The 17,198-nt window shown below is 36.2% G+C and carries 16 protein-coding genes and 13 tRNA genes; all 29 read right to left on the reverse strand.

The annotated features are described in order from the left end of the window. Positions 1 to 5 precede the first annotated feature (5 nt). Entirely contained in the window at positions 6 to 920 is a 915-nt protein-coding gene (locus tag LF886_RS20935) for a DUF6493 family protein (RefSeq protein WP_236851453.1), read from the reverse strand. 474 nt (positions 921 to 1,394) lie between these two features. Continuing rightward, a complete protein-coding gene (locus LF886_RS20940; RefSeq protein ID WP_236851455.1) occupies positions 1,395 to 1,946 on the reverse strand; it encodes a 3'-5' exonuclease in 552 nt (183 codons plus the stop codon). Positions 1,947 to 2,059: 113 nt separating this feature from the next. After that, a complete protein-coding gene (locus LF886_RS20945) occupies positions 2,060 to 2,602 on the reverse strand; it encodes a 3'-5' exonuclease (protein WP_236851456.1) in 543 nt (180 codons plus the stop codon). An 88-nt stretch (positions 2,603 to 2,690) separates the two neighbouring features. After that, entirely contained in the window at positions 2,691 to 3,254 is a 564-nt protein-coding gene (locus LF886_RS20950; protein WP_103232781.1) for a metallophosphoesterase family protein, read from the reverse strand. Positions 3,255 to 3,444: 190 nt separating this feature from the next. Beyond that, entirely contained in the window at positions 3,445 to 4,389 is a 945-nt protein-coding gene (locus LF886_RS20955) for an MBL fold metallo-hydrolase (RefSeq protein WP_236851458.1), read from the reverse strand. A gap of 172 nt (positions 4,390 to 4,561) precedes the next feature. Then, positions 4,562 to 5,578 (reverse strand): RNA ligase, Rnl2 family, encoded by a 1,017-nt coding sequence (locus tag LF886_RS20960; RefSeq protein WP_236851459.1) that lies wholly within the window; start codon positions 5,576 to 5,578, stop codon positions 4,562 to 4,564. 13 nt (positions 5,579 to 5,591) lie between these two features. Then, entirely contained in the window at positions 5,592 to 5,963 is a 372-nt protein-coding gene (locus tag LF886_RS20965; protein WP_236851461.1) for a cyclic-phosphate processing receiver domain-containing protein, read from the reverse strand. A 60-nt stretch (positions 5,964 to 6,023) separates the two neighbouring features. Continuing rightward, complete coding sequence (locus tag LF886_RS20970; RefSeq protein ID WP_103232785.1) at positions 6,024 to 6,509, reverse strand: ribonuclease H-like YkuK family protein; 486 nt, start codon at positions 6,507 to 6,509, stop codon at positions 6,024 to 6,026. 78 nt (positions 6,510 to 6,587) lie between these two features. Continuing rightward, positions 6,588 to 6,658: transfer RNA gene (locus LF886_RS20975), tRNA-Trp, on the reverse strand. Positions 6,659 to 6,842: 184 nt separating this feature from the next. Next, positions 6,843 to 6,915, reverse strand: a tRNA-Phe gene (locus LF886_RS20980). Positions 6,916 to 6,953: 38 nt separating this feature from the next. Then, a tRNA-Leu gene (locus LF886_RS20985) sits at positions 6,954 to 7,029 on the reverse strand. A gap of 360 nt (positions 7,030 to 7,389) precedes the next feature. Next, positions 7,390 to 7,461 (reverse strand) — tRNA-Glu (locus LF886_RS20990). An 81-nt stretch (positions 7,462 to 7,542) separates the two neighbouring features. Further along, positions 7,543 to 7,626 (reverse strand) — tRNA-Tyr (locus LF886_RS20995). 168 nt (positions 7,627 to 7,794) lie between these two features. Next, positions 7,795 to 7,876: transfer RNA gene (locus tag LF886_RS21000), tRNA-Cys, on the reverse strand. A 227-nt stretch (positions 7,877 to 8,103) separates the two neighbouring features. Beyond that, a tRNA-Asn gene (locus LF886_RS21005) sits at positions 8,104 to 8,177 on the reverse strand. Positions 8,178 to 8,181: 4 nt separating this feature from the next. Next, positions 8,182 to 8,255 (reverse strand) — tRNA-Ile (locus LF886_RS21010). A 5-nt stretch (positions 8,256 to 8,260) separates the two neighbouring features. Then, a tRNA-Glu gene (locus LF886_RS21015) sits at positions 8,261 to 8,332 on the reverse strand. A gap of 6 nt (positions 8,333 to 8,338) precedes the next feature. Then, a tRNA-Pro gene (locus tag LF886_RS21020) sits at positions 8,339 to 8,410 on the reverse strand. Between the two features lie 68 nt (positions 8,411 to 8,478). Further along, a tRNA-Arg gene (locus LF886_RS21025) sits at positions 8,479 to 8,552 on the reverse strand. A gap of 6 nt (positions 8,553 to 8,558) precedes the next feature. Beyond that, positions 8,559 to 8,632 (reverse strand) — tRNA-Lys (locus tag LF886_RS21030). An 8-nt stretch (positions 8,633 to 8,640) separates the two neighbouring features. Next, positions 8,641 to 8,708, reverse strand: a tRNA-His gene (locus tag LF886_RS21035). A 62-nt stretch (positions 8,709 to 8,770) separates the two neighbouring features. Next, positions 8,771 to 8,896 carry a hypothetical protein gene (locus LF886_RS23980; protein WP_262697051.1) on the reverse strand — a complete coding sequence of 42 codons (126 nt, stop codon included), beginning with the start codon at positions 8,894 to 8,896 and terminating at the stop codon, positions 8,771 to 8,773. Between the two features lie 387 nt (positions 8,897 to 9,283). Continuing rightward, positions 9,284 to 9,412, reverse strand: a complete 129-nt coding sequence (locus LF886_RS21040; RefSeq protein WP_068939893.1) for a penicillin-binding protein — start codon at positions 9,410 to 9,412, stop codon at positions 9,284 to 9,286. A gap of 458 nt (positions 9,413 to 9,870) precedes the next feature. Beyond that, positions 9,871 to 10,131, reverse strand: a complete 261-nt coding sequence (locus LF886_RS21045) for a hypothetical protein (RefSeq protein WP_236851463.1) — start codon at positions 10,129 to 10,131, stop codon at positions 9,871 to 9,873. A gap of 15 nt (positions 10,132 to 10,146) precedes the next feature. Next, complete coding sequence (locus tag LF886_RS21050) at positions 10,147 to 11,169, reverse strand: soluble NSF attachment family protein (RefSeq protein WP_236851464.1); 1,023 nt, start codon at positions 11,167 to 11,169, stop codon at positions 10,147 to 10,149. Continuing rightward, on the reverse strand, positions 11,162 to 12,859 hold the full coding sequence (locus tag LF886_RS21055; protein WP_236851466.1) for an APC family permease: 1,698 nt from the start codon (positions 12,857 to 12,859) through the stop codon (positions 11,162 to 11,164). The genes LF886_RS21050 and LF886_RS21055 overlap by 8 nt, the downstream gene beginning before the upstream one ends. Further along, positions 12,849 to 15,227, reverse strand: coding sequence for a hypothetical protein (locus LF886_RS21060; protein ID WP_236851468.1), 2,379 nt, complete (start codon positions 15,225 to 15,227; stop codon positions 12,849 to 12,851). The genes LF886_RS21055 and LF886_RS21060 overlap by 11 nt, the downstream gene beginning before the upstream one ends. Further along, entirely contained in the window at positions 15,218 to 15,961 is a 744-nt protein-coding gene (locus tag LF886_RS21065; RefSeq protein ID WP_236851470.1) for a hypothetical protein, read from the reverse strand. The genes LF886_RS21060 and LF886_RS21065 overlap by 10 nt, the downstream gene beginning before the upstream one ends. Beyond that, on the reverse strand, positions 15,934 to 17,067 hold the full coding sequence (locus tag LF886_RS21070) for an AAA family ATPase (RefSeq protein ID WP_152290585.1): 1,134 nt from the start codon (positions 17,065 to 17,067) through the stop codon (positions 15,934 to 15,936). The genes LF886_RS21065 and LF886_RS21070 overlap by 28 nt, the downstream gene beginning before the upstream one ends. Positions 17,068 to 17,198: the final 131 nt, after the last annotated feature.

Consider the following 17,198-nt stretch of genomic DNA (forward strand, 5'->3'; position numbering starts at 1 on the left):
TGCTTTTAATTTGATAATATAGTTTTCAGGTTATTTTCTTTTTTCCATTCTATAAGCAGTCCAAGAACTGTTTTGTCCTGTTTGGACTGATTTTGATTTAACAGTTCATGATCGGGCTCCAAGAGCCTTTTAAGATTAAAAACCGACTTCTCAACAGCTGATAGAATGGGCATCAGCCGCTTTTTGAAACCAGGGTTACTACTGACAATCAAATTGATAAGATTCCAAAGACCATCTATATTCTTTACGAATGTCCATTGAAAACTGATCTTTTTATCGATTATTGTTTCCAGGTTCTGTATCTTTAAATCATAGGAAACTACCTTGTTTATTATGACTTCAAAAGCCGTACCACAGAGGGTTTTGTATTTATTAAACAGTCTTGAAAACAGAAATAAATAATGTGCCGATTGAAAAGGTATATTCATTTTCATCCAGACATCTATATACTTTATATCATACTGAAAATCAGCATTAAAAAATGTATTTTCATGCTTTTTCACAAAAAAAAGGTCTAAAAAATACGGTTCGCTATATAAAATCCTGACCAGGTTATTTTGATAAACACCTTGATAAAAATTGAATAAATAGTCTAAAAAATAAGTATTTTCAGGAACGTCTTTATGGCTTCCAAACTTCCCTATCCATACCGGAACATACATTTCAAGGATTGGGTCGACAACATCAGCCGGTATTGAACAATATCCGGATCGTTGTCTTTTGTACTCATTTCCCGCTTTGCAGTCAACCAAAGCAGCCCACACAGAGATCGTATTGCGGCCCCCTTTTCTATTAGTCTGTTTTTTTAAAAGAGCAACAACTTCTTTTTTATCTTTTGGTGTAAGCTTTTTAAGAAAAGGAACAATCTCCTTTGTTTTATAGTTTAAATATTTTGCCATAAAACCTCCATCAATAAGCATAAATTCATTCTTATCAGCTAAAATAAAAAAAATGACTGACAGACAGTAAATTATCCCTTTAAAGTGAATTTTTTAACAAAATATTAAGTTAATAAAACAACCGCTACCACCACCTTTAGTACCACAAAAACAATTCCCTGTTTAAAGATATATTAGTAAAAAAGTGGATTCAGGCCCGGTATTTTACTTTTTATTCTTTTTCTACCTTGTCAATTTTCGGATTTCAGCTGCTTTAAAATATCATCTTTTTACGATACAGATACGTTAATTTTAATTAAAATATCAACATCAAGATTGTAATACATTAAAATCTAAATATTTGCAAAACAAAAGCACTTAATAACTCAACTCTTTTTCAATGATAAGAACAGAATTCTTATTTCTTGTAATCATCATTCCTAATAATAAAAAGACTGCCTCATTACTTTGAGACAGTCTCCATTTTTAAAATGACCTGTTGTTATTTCAGATTATTTAATAATTTTTCAGGCACCAATGCAGGATTTTCGCAATGTTTTTTGCATCATCCACTCCTCTGTGGTGGGTGCCTTCCAGGGTAAAGCCCAATTCACCCAAAGCCCTGTTCATCCCAACACTTTTCCTGATGGTAGGATGAATTTCGCCAAACAATGTCTTTACATTGATATGGTCATCACTCATAGGATAATCTGTATAGAATCTTCTTGCCTGACCCTGAAGCATATTCAGGTCGTAGTTTCCATAGCTGGCCCACGTCAGTTCTTCTGAATCGTATTCTGCTCTCAGGATGTCAAATGCATCATCCAGCATGATTCCTTCGCTATCCAGCATATTTTGGGTAAGTGTAGTAAGCTCTGTACAAAACGGGCTCACTTTTGAATATTGGGGCTTTACTAAAATCCCTTCATTTTTAGAGATCTTACCGGTTTTTACATTCATGATGCATACACCGATCTCGATGATCTCGCTTTCCTGGCCTCTTGGCGGTCGGTTATCCCAACATGTCGCTTCCAGGTCTACTATTAATATATTTTCTGTTGTTTTCACTTGTTTAAAACTTAATTGTTAAAGGGAAGAAGAAGGATGTGGGAAGAGGGAAGTTTTCACAATGTCTAATTTACTTCCAGCCTCCAGGTTCTGTCTTCCAGCCTCATTACTATTTACAGAATCTTAGTTAAAATTCTGGCTGTATTGTAAGCATCGTCTGCTCCGTTGTGGTGAGTGCCTTCAAAATCCATATTCAGATGACTCAGGGCTCTTTTAAGGCCTATTTGTTTGTGCAATTTGAAATGTCTTTTAAATTCATGCATCACATTCATATAGTTTTCTGAAAAAGGATTCGTTATACCAAGCCAATCACACTGTTCTATGATCTGCTCTCCGTCGAAGTTTCCGTATCCGGCCCATGTAAGGGGTTTGGAATGGTATTCATTTTTGATTATTTCACAGGCTTCTTCGAAGTAGATTCCTTTTTCTTCTATCAGCTGCGGAGTAATTCCTGTCAGTTGTGTGCAGAATCTGTTGATACCTGAACGTTCAGGAATGACATAAATGCTTTGTTTTTGGGAAATTGCTTTTGATATTACATTTAATTTGCAAATTCCTATTTCTATAATATCGACTTTCTGCCCGATGGGAATTCTGTCGTTTTCCCAGCATGTAGCTTCCAGATCGATGATTATGATCTCATTGGTTGTTTTCATGATTTTTTTAGAAATTAGAAGCTAGAGGTTAGAAGTTAATTAGGTTTCTACATCTCCTACCCTTCAGCTTCCTTTCTGTTGTTAATTGTTAATTTCTAGGAGCAAATGGAGGCGTCCATTTTTTCCTCTTCATCAATTCTTTGACTTCCTCGTAGGAAACCGGATAAAAATTGTGGCAATCTACCCCAACGTCAAAACTCAGAGCCATCTCATCATCCGGCAATGTTCCGTGTGAGTGTCCATATAACTGCCATACACCGCGGTGCGAGCCATTCCAGGTACGCATGGCGTAATGGAAAAGAATGATTTTTTGTTTTCCGTTACTTTGGTCCGGCTCATCAATTTTCAGTTCGTGATAATCTCTGATGGAAGCAAACCGCTTGGGATAAGTTAAAGCTGCTCCTTCATGATTACCTTTGATAAGGTGGATGTCCCCATTTAACCTGTCTAAAATTTCTTTGGTAAAATCCGGTTTTCCCAGACTCATGTCTCCTAAATGATAGACTGTATCACCGGGTTGAATTTTCTCGTTCCATCTTTTAATGAGTTCTTCATTCATATGGTCGAGAGATTCAAAGGGTCTTTCGGAAAATTTTATAATATTTTCGTGACCAAAATGATGGTCTGCTGTAAAAAATATATTGGGTTTCATTTTTTAATTGTTTTTTAAACTATAACATTCTCAATGTCATTCTGAATACAGACTAAAGGTCTGCGAACGTAGTTCAGAAGTGGAGTGAAGAATCTCTAAGTTCCTTAAACTGATTTTTCCTTCAAGATTCGACGCTGTCAATGACAAATTCAATATGTGATTTCTATAGTTTTGGTTTAAATATTTTTAATTAATTCTTGCGAAATGCTTGATAAAAAGCTATTTCGATTTCTTCCTGATCGCTCTCCGTATATCTTCTTGAAAAGTGAATCGGTATTGCTTCTTTCACCTGGCACTCATTCATGATTTTTCCTGATGCAGAAGCGAAACTGTGATAATTGATCTTTGCAAATTCCTGGTCTGTATCTTTATAAAATGTTTCGATATATACCAGATCAGCTCCTCCAAACACGTTTTTTATTTGTTTGTAATTGTTTTCGTCTACGGCATGATCCATGATTACACCAAGCTTATACCCTGCATTGCGGGTCAGCAGATGAAACAAATCAGCTGCTTTGTACATTGTTTGCTCAATTTCGATTTCTTTATCAACATCATTTTTTTCAAAAGCGGTCTTCATCTCACTGATCCATTTTCCTTTTCTAAAGCCGGAAGCTTCTTCATTAAAGGTGACCGAATCTTTTTCTTTAAACAGATAAGCAATAGAATCTGTTTTGTGATCAAGAATGGCAAAATCAACATTGATGTATTCATCTTCAAACAGGAAATCCTGTGTTCTGATCAATTCAAGGTTCCAGTGTGGCGGATGAAGGGTGTAGACATTAATTTCTTTTTTTGAAACAATCTCCCGGATTTCATACTCAATCGCGTTTTCCGCAATCAAATTCCAGGTGTAAGATTTTAACCTTGCTTCAACCTGTTGATGAATATTTTTTGGTCCGCAGATCACTACTTTTTCTCCGCTTCCGATCTGATGTCTGAAAATACTATCGAAATTTGAAAAGTGATCAATATGGGTATGACTGATGAATACTGCTGATATAGACTGTACTTCTTTTACCGTCAATAAACTTGCTTCACCACAATCACACAAATAGTGCTTTCCTGAGTTGGGAACTTTGATCAATATACTGATGTCTTCTTTTAAAAGACTTTTTATTTCTGCTTGTAACATTGTTTTTCTTTTTTTAAACCACCCCGTCAAAAGTTTTTGAATTTCCGCCATCCTTCTAAGGGAGAGGAATTCTCTCGCTTTCATTTGTTATATTTCTAAGTACTTTCTATTTTTCTGACAGTAATGGCTGCGTTTTTATACATAAAAAAGTTTCGGTAAAAAATTACCGAAACTATACTTTAAGAGTCATCAACTCTTCTTTTATAAAATCAATGACTAAAGAATTCAACTTTTTGTTGATCCTTTTCTGCTCTTCTTTTTCAATAGTAGTGAAAGCTGCCGGGAAGTCTTTTTGGAAATCCTCTAAAATATCCTGTGAAAAAAGACCAATAAGCTTACCCATGATTTTAGGTTCGAATTCGCCAATTTTGCTTACCACATTATTCAATCTGTTGGCAGTAGCATATTTTTGTATTTCCTCCCAGATTTCCTGAGCTTTTTCACCGAAATGGATCTGTTTCTGAACAGTTTTACCTTCTTTTCTAACCATTTTGGATTTTTCGACCCATTTTTCATTCTTATTTTTCAGAATGATTCTTGCGCCGTTTCCAAAGTACTGGGTTTTCAAGGTTTTTACAATGGTACCTTCACACATGTTATCTTCCAATTCAGGAAGTCCCAGCCAAGCCGGAATTTTTGAATTGAAAACATTGGGGAATCTCAAAGCTTCTTCCAAAGTTCCCTGAAACAAGATTTTAGCATAGAAAAATCCTGTCTCCTGAAAAATCTGATTGACCACTTCTGTATCCAAATAGGTAATCCCATTCAGTTTAATATCGAAAGCATAAAATTCGTTGTGAGGAGTATATTCAATACCCTTTTGTACCTTCACAGCATCTTTTACCGGTTCCACTTCTTTATGCTTGTAACCGCCACCGAACAATTCACCGTAGATTACCACAGTTTCAACATCCGGATAGATGGTTTTCACTTTTTGAAACACTTCTATTACATTTTTTCTGTAGCGTTCCAACATCTGATGTGCATTGAAAAATTTCTCATCTTTTTCGATGAAAGCAGTTCTCTTTGCGATTTTAATTTCCTTTCCATCGGTGAAGAAAGAGAAATTAGCCCCGTGAACTTTTTCCTGTACAATGAAAACCTCATCCCCAAAACCCTGCATCCTGATCTGTTCGATCACGCGGGCCTGGTAAGCATTTTCTATAGCGTTATATGTTTTGAAAATCATTTTGTTTTAGTTTTTAATTGTTTCTAAAATTTTTTAAAAGGCTTAGAATATTCTCCTTTCCTACCGGATTCATAGAGTGACAATAGAATTGTGGAAGGTCAAGATAGTTATCCATACAATATTCTATCAGCCATTTGGCGCAGTCATATCCTGTCTTTTCAACATATTCCTGAGAATCCTGTTTCAAATAATGTACATCTGCAAGGTCATGGTCGAAAGAAATCATTTCCGGAAGTCCTTTTTCCAAAATCCTGTTGACAAACTGTTCGTAATTCCGAACGATATGCCAGCCACTTCTGAGGAAAATATCCTGTTTGGTATAATGATAGGCTTCAATAGGATATCTTATATCATCAAGAAATAATAATCTTTTTGTCTTTTCCATGATTTAACTTTTTATAAATTCTTTAAGCTTCCAACTCCCTACATCCCTCTTCCAGCTTTATTATACCATCATATCAGCACAATTGGAACTTGCGAAGGCAAAAGGTTTTGCTTTAAACACATATCCCATTCCCAGAATGTATCCCATTGCATCTTTTAATGCTACATTGGATTTAAAATCCGGGTCGGTATTAATGTCTGCGTGTACCTCCATTTCCACCCCATAAGTATCCAACACAGAGCAGATAGCGTATGCAATTTCTACGGATTTGTTGACCTCATTCAGCATTCGCTCTTTGATACTGATACTCTGTATTGCTCTTTCTTTTCTGATAAAGGTAAACGCTCCTTTTCCTTCACGAATAAATACCACTGCCGTAGCATAATTGATGGCATCTCCATATACATGAGAGTCTGATCCCACACATACTTTCAGACGGTGTCCGTCTGCCTGTTCGCGAATAATGGCTTCTTCTACCAGTTGTGTGATAGAGTGTTGGAAAATTTTTCCGTTCATATTCTGCCATGTTTGTTGTTGCGTTTCCATTTTTTTTACATGTTTTAAATTTATAAATGATTATTGATAATTAATAAACGATAACGAGTCGTTAATTTCTATTTTTTGCACTCCGAACCGGATTCGAACCAATACCATCAGTTTTGGAGACTGAGATGCTGCCATTACACTATCAGAGTAAATGCTGTTAATTCATTAGGACTCGAACCTAAACTACAAGAATCAAAATCTTGTGTGCTGCCTATTACACTATGAATCAAGGTTTAAATTTATGAGTAATAAGTAATTGATCATGAGTAATGCCAGAAACTAGTCAGGTATCAATGATTACTCATTGCTTATTACTTATCATTCATATTTTTGCGGAACAGACAGGAATTGAACCTGTACCTTTAGTTTTTCAGACTAACGTGCAGACCTTCTACACCACTCTTCCGATTATAACTGATTATTAATCAATTATTATTTATTATTTGGTACGGGAAGAGGGATTCGAACCCCCAAAAGCTTGATCCTAAATCAAGAGTGTCTACCATTCCACCATTCCCGCAGATTTTTTTATGAGTAATTGGTAATTAGTAATTTTTTTATGTTGTTTAATTACTCATCATCCATTGCTTATTACTCATATTATATCTAGGTTTGAGAAAGCTCTGTCTATTGATAAACTATGCTTGCTAGTGTTTGTAAAGATCTTCTGCGCTTGACAAACCTTTCTCATTTCCTAATTATGTTTTATTTTAAAAAAAGTAAAAGGCTGTCTTTATTTTTATTGATTAAAGATCTTCTGCTCTTGACAGTCCTTTTTTCTTTTCTTCTTTTTTTGTGAATGGTAACTGGCCAATTTTTTTTAAATCTGAACTTTCATGGTATTATATCAATTCTATATTGACCAGCTATTCACATCCAGTACTCTATAGGGGAATCGAACCCTTATTTTCTGCTCGAAAGGCAGGCGTCCTCACCGTTAGACGAATAGAGCTTTAATCCACTGACCAGGAATCGAACCTGAACAACAAGAGTACATTTCCTGCATGCTGCCATTACATTATCAGTGGTTGGGTGGAAGTAGTAGGATTCGAACCTACTCAGCTATGAAGCAACAGATTTACAGTCTGCCCCGACTCTCCAACTTCGGCGTACTTCCGGATTTCATGAGTAATTAACAATGGTTAATCAATAATTTCTCATTTTCATTTTAAAAAGAAAAGGCCTGTCTCTATTGAATGTTTGACTAAAGATCTTCTGCGCTCGACAGCCTTTTTCTTTTCTTAATAAAGGATATTTCATAAGAGTAATCATCACTCTTTCATTGAGATGGTTATGGGATTCAAACCCACTCAGTTTACACAACGGTTTTGCAGACCGCCCCGACTCTTCCACTTCGGCGAACCATCAGATTAAAAAAAAATAAAGTTTGCTCTGATTTTATTTGATATAAGAACTTCTGCGCTTGGCAAACTTTATTTTTACCTAAAATTTTATAAATGATATTCTTCATTCTAACTGTTCTTTGGAGAGATCAGAAAAAGCTTGTCTGTATTTTTGTGTTTGGTGTAAAGATCTTCTGCTCTTGACAAACTTTTACTTTTTTCTCCTGAAACAATTAACAATTAGTTACCTGCGATTTTGGAAAGACTTGAACTTTCAACTTCCGGTTTAACAGACCGGTGCTCTAACCAATTGAGCTACAAAATCATTGTAATTCCGGAAGGACTCGAACCTTCAACCTTCGGTGTATCAGACCGATACTCTAACCACTTGAGCTACGAAATCATTTGTATTCCATAAGGGGATCGAACCCTTGTCGTTCGGTAGAAAGCCGAATGCACTTGCCACTATGCTAATGGAACAAATTGTCTGGAAAGCAAGATTCGAACTTGCGACCTCCTGCGTCCAAGACGGGTAAACAACCACCGTTATCTTTCCAGCTTTGGGGCTCACTTCTGTTTCTTTTCCGGGAGACAGCCGGATTGGAAATTTTCCATGAACCTTTTTGTAATTCCGAGAGGATTCGAACCTCTAACCCTGGGTTTAGAAAACCCATGCTCTATCCAGTTGAGCTACGGAACCGCTTTGTAATCCCAGAAAGATTTGAACTTTCAACTCCCGGTTTAAAAGACCGGTGCTCTAACCAATTGAGCTATGAGATTTTATATTTTGGGTATCTCCGGGGATCGAACCCTGTTCTCCGGTTCCACAGACCGGCGCTTTACCAAATAAGCTAAAGAAACCATAAAAAAAGCGCCTCTTTTCGGGAGGCGCTTCATATATTTTAACGTAAAAGATCATTAGCTGACCCACGTATATAAGCACCTTTCATCCACAATTTCACTATCAAGAATACACAGAACTCCTGTCGGCTCCTGTCCGAATAGTCTTGAATATTGATTGAATATGTTGTGTAACTGTTTCATTTTATTTTTGTTTGTTTCTAAATTATTTTTAATTGAATCCTGAAAACCTGTTGCTTTCAATTTTCGGTTGCAAAGTAAATATGAATTTTTGGAATCCGCAAATAAATTTTAAAATTAAATTATTGATAATCAATTGATTACACTTTAATTTTAGAGTAGGGAATTTCTGCCCGCAATATTCTGCAGATATCTTAATTACCTAAATGACTGTCTCTCACTGGGTTGCTTATCACTCTATTTTATCGTATTAAAGTTTCATTGTTAATTAAAAAATTTTCATGTTTATAGTTATTTTTTTTCATTCTAAATAATTTCTGACCTAAAAAACAAAAAACGCCTCGATTTTTCGAGACGTTTCTGTTGTATTTTGATTAATTTTTTACAAGTTTATAGTAAATAATTTCCAAAGTCAGCACATTTCGCCTCATTCCATATCACCTCATCATACCCTAATAATCCTTTATTAGAAGGACTTTCGAATAGTTCTGCATTGATATGTGCTCTTTGTATTGTCATAATTTTCTGGGGCAAAGATAAATATTTTTTGATATTATTTTATAATTTTCACAAGCTCGGGAAGGTTTTGGATATGCAAAAGCGCAAAATAATATCAGAAAAACTCTTATAATTTACAAGGATTTTATCTGCGATAAACCTTCAAAAGTACCTTTGTCATTGCGAGCATAGCAAGGAATCTAAACTTAAATGTTCTCTCGCAGATTATTCAAATTGAGCAGATGTTTATGTAAAAAAACATTAATGTCTTTAATCAGTAAAACGTTTTTAATCTTTATTTGCTGAAAATCTTTGCGACTTTGTTATTTTCCAACAAAACAGAATTACTGTGCTATCTTAAACGCAAAGTTTTATTTCGAGAGGTTTTTATTTTAAGGGAGCTAAGGGGAATCAATTACCATTGATTTGATGAAGCAGTCTATTAAAAGTTCATCATACAAAGTTTTCTAATCCATTAATTATTTACTTGTATTCATTTCTTCATCAAGTTTTTCAAGTTGTATGAGTAATTCTCCTTGGTAATCATAAAGACTTTTATGGTCTGAAGTTGCTATAACAACGACTTCTTTAGCTTCCATTAATGAAAATGCAGGAAATTTCTCCTTAATTTCCTTTATTGCATACAATGGTGATTTACCTTTTGATATTATTTCCTGTACAATTTCAAAAGGATTTTTGTTATCATATTTAAAATGAAGATATTTAGCAGTATTGTCCATTTTATTTTTTATCCTTTAATTTCTGAACATTTTATTTCTTCCTGTTTTGAATCTGGAAATGTCTTTCAGAATCACCTCATCATTGGGATTAAAAAATTTCAGTTCATTCACAATTTCTGAGCGGGTGGCTACTTTCTCTGCAATGATTTCATAGGCTATATTTCTGGCTGCTGCATGTAATTTTGGGTCTTTTTTGAACTCATGCTTCATCGCTTCAAGGTAAGTGATCTTTTTGTGAGCCGGAGTTTTTTGATATAAATACTGTATTTCAGATTCCAGTTTTTTAACATCAAAGATATTGGCAAAATAGTTATTCAAGCAGTTGAATGCATCTTTGTCTTCTTCCCATCCTCTCAGCAGTACTTTTTGTGCATCTTCTGTTTTTTCCATTTTTTTACGGAATATCAAAGAAGCTTTTACCATCTGATTATTGGCAACATAATCATCTGCAACGAACTGATAATAGGCATGGGCATTTTTAAGATCGTTGATTTCTTTATAGAGATCTCCTACTTTTTCTTTCTGCTCCATTTCTTTGTAAAGGTCAATGGCTTTTTTGTATTGCTTTGCTTTTTCATAACAAATTGCAGCATCGGATTTGTTGTTTAGCTTTTTAAGATAGACTACGGCTGCTTCATTGTAGAACCCTCCATTTTCCAGTGTCTTTGCACCTCTGTAATTATCCTGCAGCAGATTCATGTAAACTCTTGCCGCTTTTTTATAATCATTTTCAGCAATATATTTTTCGGCAAGTTCTTCGTATTTGCTACGAATCCTGTCAAAAAGGGAATTTTCCAGATAGAAATTGCTGCTTCCACTCCCTTTTCTTCCTGATGAATTTCTGTTGTTTTGTTCTTTATCTTTTAAAGAAGTGATCACAATAAGGATAATAAAGGCGGCTATTAAGAAAATAACCAATGTCCCTATGACACTCCAGAAACTCTCATGGAAAAGCTGGGCAACGATTCCGATGACCTTAAATATGGCCAACAGCATGAATGCAGCTATAAATTTGTCTATAAATTTCTGTTTATTCATCATCATCGGAGTTTAAAATGGTTTTATCATCTCTGAAAAGACGATACAAAAGTAGCATCACACAAATCACAAGAACCCACACAAACCATTTGTATCCAAACATTTCTACCAACGGATAGAATAAATAAATCAGCATTGCTACAAGGATTGCTATTAAAATAAATTTCACCCAGACAGGTACATTATCGCCACCAAGGTTTAATGATTTATTTTTAAACAGAAACAAATACAATCCTACGCCAGCAATCATCAGGATTACCATATACATAATGTCTGAAACCGGGGCCTTTTTTTCCAACAGAGTTCCTTTGGAGCCTATTCCTTTAACCTTTGATTGATCAATGGATGCAGAAGAAGGATCTATGATATCCAGTGTACCGTAAAGTTTCCCTAGTGAGTCAGCCATCAAAGCCTTTCTTTTCTTCAGAAGAAATTTTACGACGTCCCCATTTACAGGTTTCCCTCTGGTATACTGCTTCAGGGAATCTGAAATTTTACGTTCCAGCTTCTCGGTTTTTCCTTCTATATGTTTTGTAATTTTTTTGGTGTAAATGGTTTTAAGAGAATCCCGGCTTTGTTTTTCTTTATTCACAAGCTTTTCGATGTCTTTTCCTATTTCTCCTACTTCTCTGCCACCAGCTTTTTTATAATCTTCTTTGGCTTCTTTTGTTTTGGTTTCAATGATTCCGGCATTAAGAAGTTCTTTAGATAATCCTTTTCTCGACTGATTATATATGGAATCGATCTTAAGATCAATTTCCGAGATTCCGGATTGAAAAGCAATCATATCAGAAGGTGCTTTTACAGCATCCTTTACAATTTTCCCTGAAGAAGTGCCATTTCCGTCCTGTTCGGGGTTCTTTTGATCTGAAGGCAATGCAATCTTTAAGACTATAGCTGCAATAATAACTGCCCAGAATATTCTGCGGAAATTTTTTGTTCCTGCACTCTCTACTTTACCTTTGGAACCTCCACCAAATAAACCTTCCAGCCAGGTAAATTTTCCAAAGCCATCTCCTCTTGAAGTTCCCATGACATCCAGAGAAACTCCCAGTTCTACTGCTCTTTCAGGATACTTTTCAATATATTTTAAATATTTTTCTATTTCTTTTTTATTCCCGGCCATTACTTTTTTAAGGTCAAACGGCAGGTTGTTCATCCATTCTTCTTCGGTTTGCTTTGGCTGTAATGTTTCCATCACTTTTTCGTCATCCATTTCAACGGTATAACTTTCAATTTTTTGAGGAATTGAAACTCCATTCAGAGGTTTTCTGATACTTTCATCGATAATACCAGGTTGCTGAATCAATGAGATCCAGTCGATTTCTTCAGATAGTTTTACCAGTCCGAATTCGGGATGCATAATCAGAAAATGAGAATCAAGCTGTGCCCAGTCTTCAGAATTAATTTTAGGATAAAAAGTAGTGTTTTCAGGGATAAAAAGCCTGTTATCTACACACTGGAAGTAAGCATTCCTGCCTATTTCCTGAGGGGCATTGTCATTAAAAACAAGGAAACAGCCGTACAGCACATTGGGACTATTGGTCGGAATTGCATAAGATTTTACCTGGCTTAAATCAATCCCAAGCATTTCCATTTCCTGAAGCCATACCACAGGTGAAGAGCCTCTGATTAAAAGCCCCTTTTTGGGATAGTTATTTTTCGGGAAAGGTTTTATTCTAAGCTCCATAATCCAAAATCTGTTCTATAAACGGTTTCAAAAACCTATAACACATATCATCCATTGTTCTTACTTTCAGTAGAGCATGCTCCGGGAGATAATATTCTGAACCTCCAAATTCGGTATAGGTTGCCAAAGAGAGAAAACCATTAGCAGTGGAAGGGATGAAAAACTCTTCAATGCTCTTGCTACTGCTTCGGAAAGTCAGCATTCCCCGCGAGTCTGTAATAATCTCGCTCCCATCGGGAAATGTAAATTTATTTTTATGCTGCTCGGCAAAAATTTTAATATCATATTTGCTTCTGGAAAAATTCAGGGTGTTTTCTGAGGCACTGTACAATTCATTTCCGGAAATGACCAGATTTTCATAGTGATTGATTCCTATTTTCTGAAAATTGTTGATAATCCTCAATCCACTTCCCTTGAGCTTGGCGACTTCGGCTTCAGCTTTTATGTTATTTTTTTCAAATTCTTTATCCTTTCCGGTAATAGGTTCTACAGAGATATTTCCATCAATATTTATTTTATAATAGGTAGGATTATCAGGATGATGCAGGTAAAAACTTCGCCCAAAATAAGCCAGTTTGTAGGACTCCGGAACATTCATCCCTGTAAGATTCTGCTCAGAATATTCTCCTGTATTAAGATTAAGCTTTGATATTAATTTTTGTTCAACCTGATATTGGCACAGAATAAAGTGCTGCTGTCTGTTTTTGGCAAGGGCAAACTGTCCTTTTGGTTTTATGGAAATGTTATCGAATAATACTTCACAACCATGATGTGTTTTATAATAATCATAGGAATGTTTGTCGTAATAGTTATCAGAAAGATAAGTCTTCAGTAATTGTTTTTTCGAACTCAGAATGAAAAATTCTCCTTCATATAAGAACTCAGCAATCTTATTAACAGGGGTTGGAAATAAGACAGGATAGTTTTGCGGAAGATCCGTTTTCTTTCCATTGAAGTTATGAACGGACTGTTTTTGTTGTGGAGGATTGGCCCACAACTCCTGCAATGGAAGTTTTATTTTCTGAATATGTTTTCTGGCTCCTTTGTGATGTTTATAAATATTAATCTCACCATCTGAAGTGGTAGTGACCAAAAACTTAAGCCGGTCTCTGTTCTGATGAACTACCCGCTGAACTTTTTCATCATCCATATTGTCCTGATGGGTAATGAAGAAAACTTCAATATCTTTTTCGGTGTGTTCCTGATTAAAAAAATGTTCCAACGCTTCCGAAACTTCGAGAACCGGACTCACCTGATTAAGGTTTTCAACGACTTCTTCCACCTTGTTGAGGGTAATCGGAACACCTGCCTGTCCTAAAGCAAAAACTTTACATTCAGAATGGGCCTTCGGATGTTTGATGACGGCAATAGCAGAGGCAAAAGCCAATACTTTTGGTGTTCCCCAGTTTCTAAGGGAAGTATCAATCAGGATAATTCTTTCAAAAACATTTTCTTCGGGCGGAATTTCTCTTTGAATGTAAAGGGCTTCATTATTGGCCACACGATTCATAAAAACATCATCTTCATTGGCAAATTCGGATAGAAGCATTCTGTGAAAGTCGCCTTTGTTGGTCATATCAGATATTCCTCCAATAGGCTGTTCTCCGGGAGAAAGATGACGCATCGGGATTTTTAGACCGCTCCATATTCTTTTGATCAGACTTCCTACCTGAAATGTTTTGGGTTCTTCAACCAATTCTTTGATAAAGTCTTTATTGGTATCCGCCGTTGTTTCTTCTTCTACCACTTCATCGTCCAACTCCGGCTCATCAACCAGCCCTTTCATAGCATCAATGATAGATTGTGCGGTAGGAAACTTTTCGTTCAGATCCAAAGCACTTAAATCTTTGTTTAAGGCTAATGAACCGGTATCTTGCTGTTCTGCACAAGAAGCCAGTTCGTGTGGTCTTTTATAATAGATTCTTATATGAGCTTCAGCATTCACTGAAGATATTCTGTTGTGCCCATTTTTGAATAAGGTCTGCAGAAGTACAATTCTGTTTTGTTTCTGCTTGTAAACTTTGGCAAGTGATCGTATTTTTTCAAGAAATTCAATTTGTTTTTCCACATTGAATTCGAAATCCTCTCCACTGTAAAACTCAGCGGTACGTCTTAACGGGCCGGCAAAATCTACATATCCGTCCTGCATCGCATACACCACCATAAGCAATGCCCCGAACGGAGGCCATCCCTGCGGCTGAAGTTCTTTAAGAATCTCCATCACATAAGGCCTGTAAGCTATCGCTCCCACTCCCGGAACCGAGAGGAGATTATTTTCGTGATAACCGGAATCACCGGGAATATCTTCATCAGTTTTCCATTCCCAGAAGTAATTTTCATAGGACTGGAAATAGGCCTTTAATTCCATTCTCTTGATTTTTCTGTAAGACGAAATGAGCTTACTGACAACGGGCGGAAATCTGTTTCTTTTATTAAAAGGTAGCTTCCATTTTCATCCCAAAGCAACCATCCTTCCGACTCTTTATTATATTTCTGCTGTAGCAGCGTACTTACATTTTTAAATTCAAAATCCAGACCTGCCGGCAGTAAATGTCTGTCTTTTGTCCAATAGGTCTTTCCGGGGAAACTCAGTAATGGAGTGCCCATAAACAGGGCTTTATCTCCCAGAACAGTCCATTTTATTTTTTCAAGTTTAAACCTGGGTAATGCTGTGATACTTTCTTTAATATCAGCAATATTGCTCAATAAAGCAACTGCAGGCTGTTCTTCGTTGCTTTCTTTTAACCTTACCTGAACCTGTTCCTGAATTCCAAAATAGTTTTGATTCGAAGGTGGAAAAGTAAGCTGCAATGCCTTGTCTATAGGTATCCAAAGCAATGCTGTTCTCATTTTTTTACTCGGAACCAAAGCCTCTTTCCTGAACAAAAGACCATCCCGAAGCTCATACAGAATAAAATCCGGTAATTGTTGTATTTCCGGAGATGCTGCCTGCTCATCGGTAAAACCTCTCAGCCAGATTATTTCTTCTTCCACTGCAATCTGAATGTTTTTCCAGTCTCTGATAGAGCCCAGAAAATCTTCATTGGGACGGGGAAGTTCTGCCCAGAATTCTTTTAAACGCTTTGAAGGATCTTCTGCCATAAGCTTTCAATTTCTTGCTGGATATATTGCTTCTGTTCCGGATTTCTGATCCAGTCACAACGGGTCTGCAGGTATCTCAGTTTATCTTTTATTACATTCTGTTCTTCAAAACTCAGCATTCCACTATTCCATTTTTCCACAAGAATTGTCACATCTTTCATGACTTCTTCAGGATTGGGTGTTTTGTTGTGCATAGCCTGTGGATGGGAATCCGGGTGATCATCTTTCTCGATGGTCCTGTTGATAATTCCTTCCAGAATTTCAATCTGCTCTTCTGTATCCCAGATATGTTTCAATACCCAAAGATCGGAAAGTACTGCTTCTTTTCTTCCACAGATCAGGGCACTGGCAGCGATCAGGTTTTGAAGTTTCACCGCTCTACGGTCTGAAATGGCAATACCTGTATTTCGAAGATTGATAATCGTATTCAGGTAGACTTCATAAATGGGTTTAAGGTCTATTGTTCTACACAGGTTCTGAAGCTGTCTGATCTCATCGGCATGAATTTCCGGAATTTCCGTTTCTTCTTCATTCTCCAGTTTTCTACCTGCTAAAAGGACCTGCTGTAATAATTCAGGATTTACGTAATCTACATTAATTCTTACCAGAAAACGGTCAAATAATGCGTTCAATGCTTCGTCTTCCGGAAGAACGTTACTTGCTCCTACAAACATCAGTGCCGGCAAGTGCTTTGTTTCTTTTCCTCTTTTAAAAATTTTTTCATTGAGAGCCATCAGAAGTGAATTCAAGATGGCAGAATTGGCATTGAAGATCTCATCCAGGAAAACCATGGAAGCTTCCGGCATCATTCCTTCTGTATTGGTGAGAAGCTCTCCTTCTTTCAGTTTTCTGATATCAAAAGGTCCGAATATCTCGTTCGGTTCTGTAAAACGGGTTAATAAATATTCGAAATTTTTGCCGTCTTTTACTGTTTTTGCCAGCGTTCTTACAATTGCTGATTTTGCGGTACCCGGAGGTCCGTACAAAAAGGCATTTTCTCTTGCCAAAAGGCAGATTCCCAACAGATCTACGACATCATTTTTACCTACAAAAGTATCTTTTACGTAGTTAAGAACTGTATTGAGTTGATTTATATTCTGATTCATTGATTTAAAAAATTAAAATTTCCACCACTTTTTTGAGGCTTCTCCTCTTCTATACGTACTTCCCTTTCATTTCTTTTGCTGAATGAAAATGCCAGTTTCAGATAAGTATCTTTGATTACCACATCACGGCA

Source organism: Chryseobacterium sp. MEBOG07 (assembly GCF_021869745.1).
Classification (GTDB): domain Bacteria; phylum Bacteroidota; class Bacteroidia; order Flavobacteriales; family Weeksellaceae; genus Chryseobacterium; species Chryseobacterium viscerum.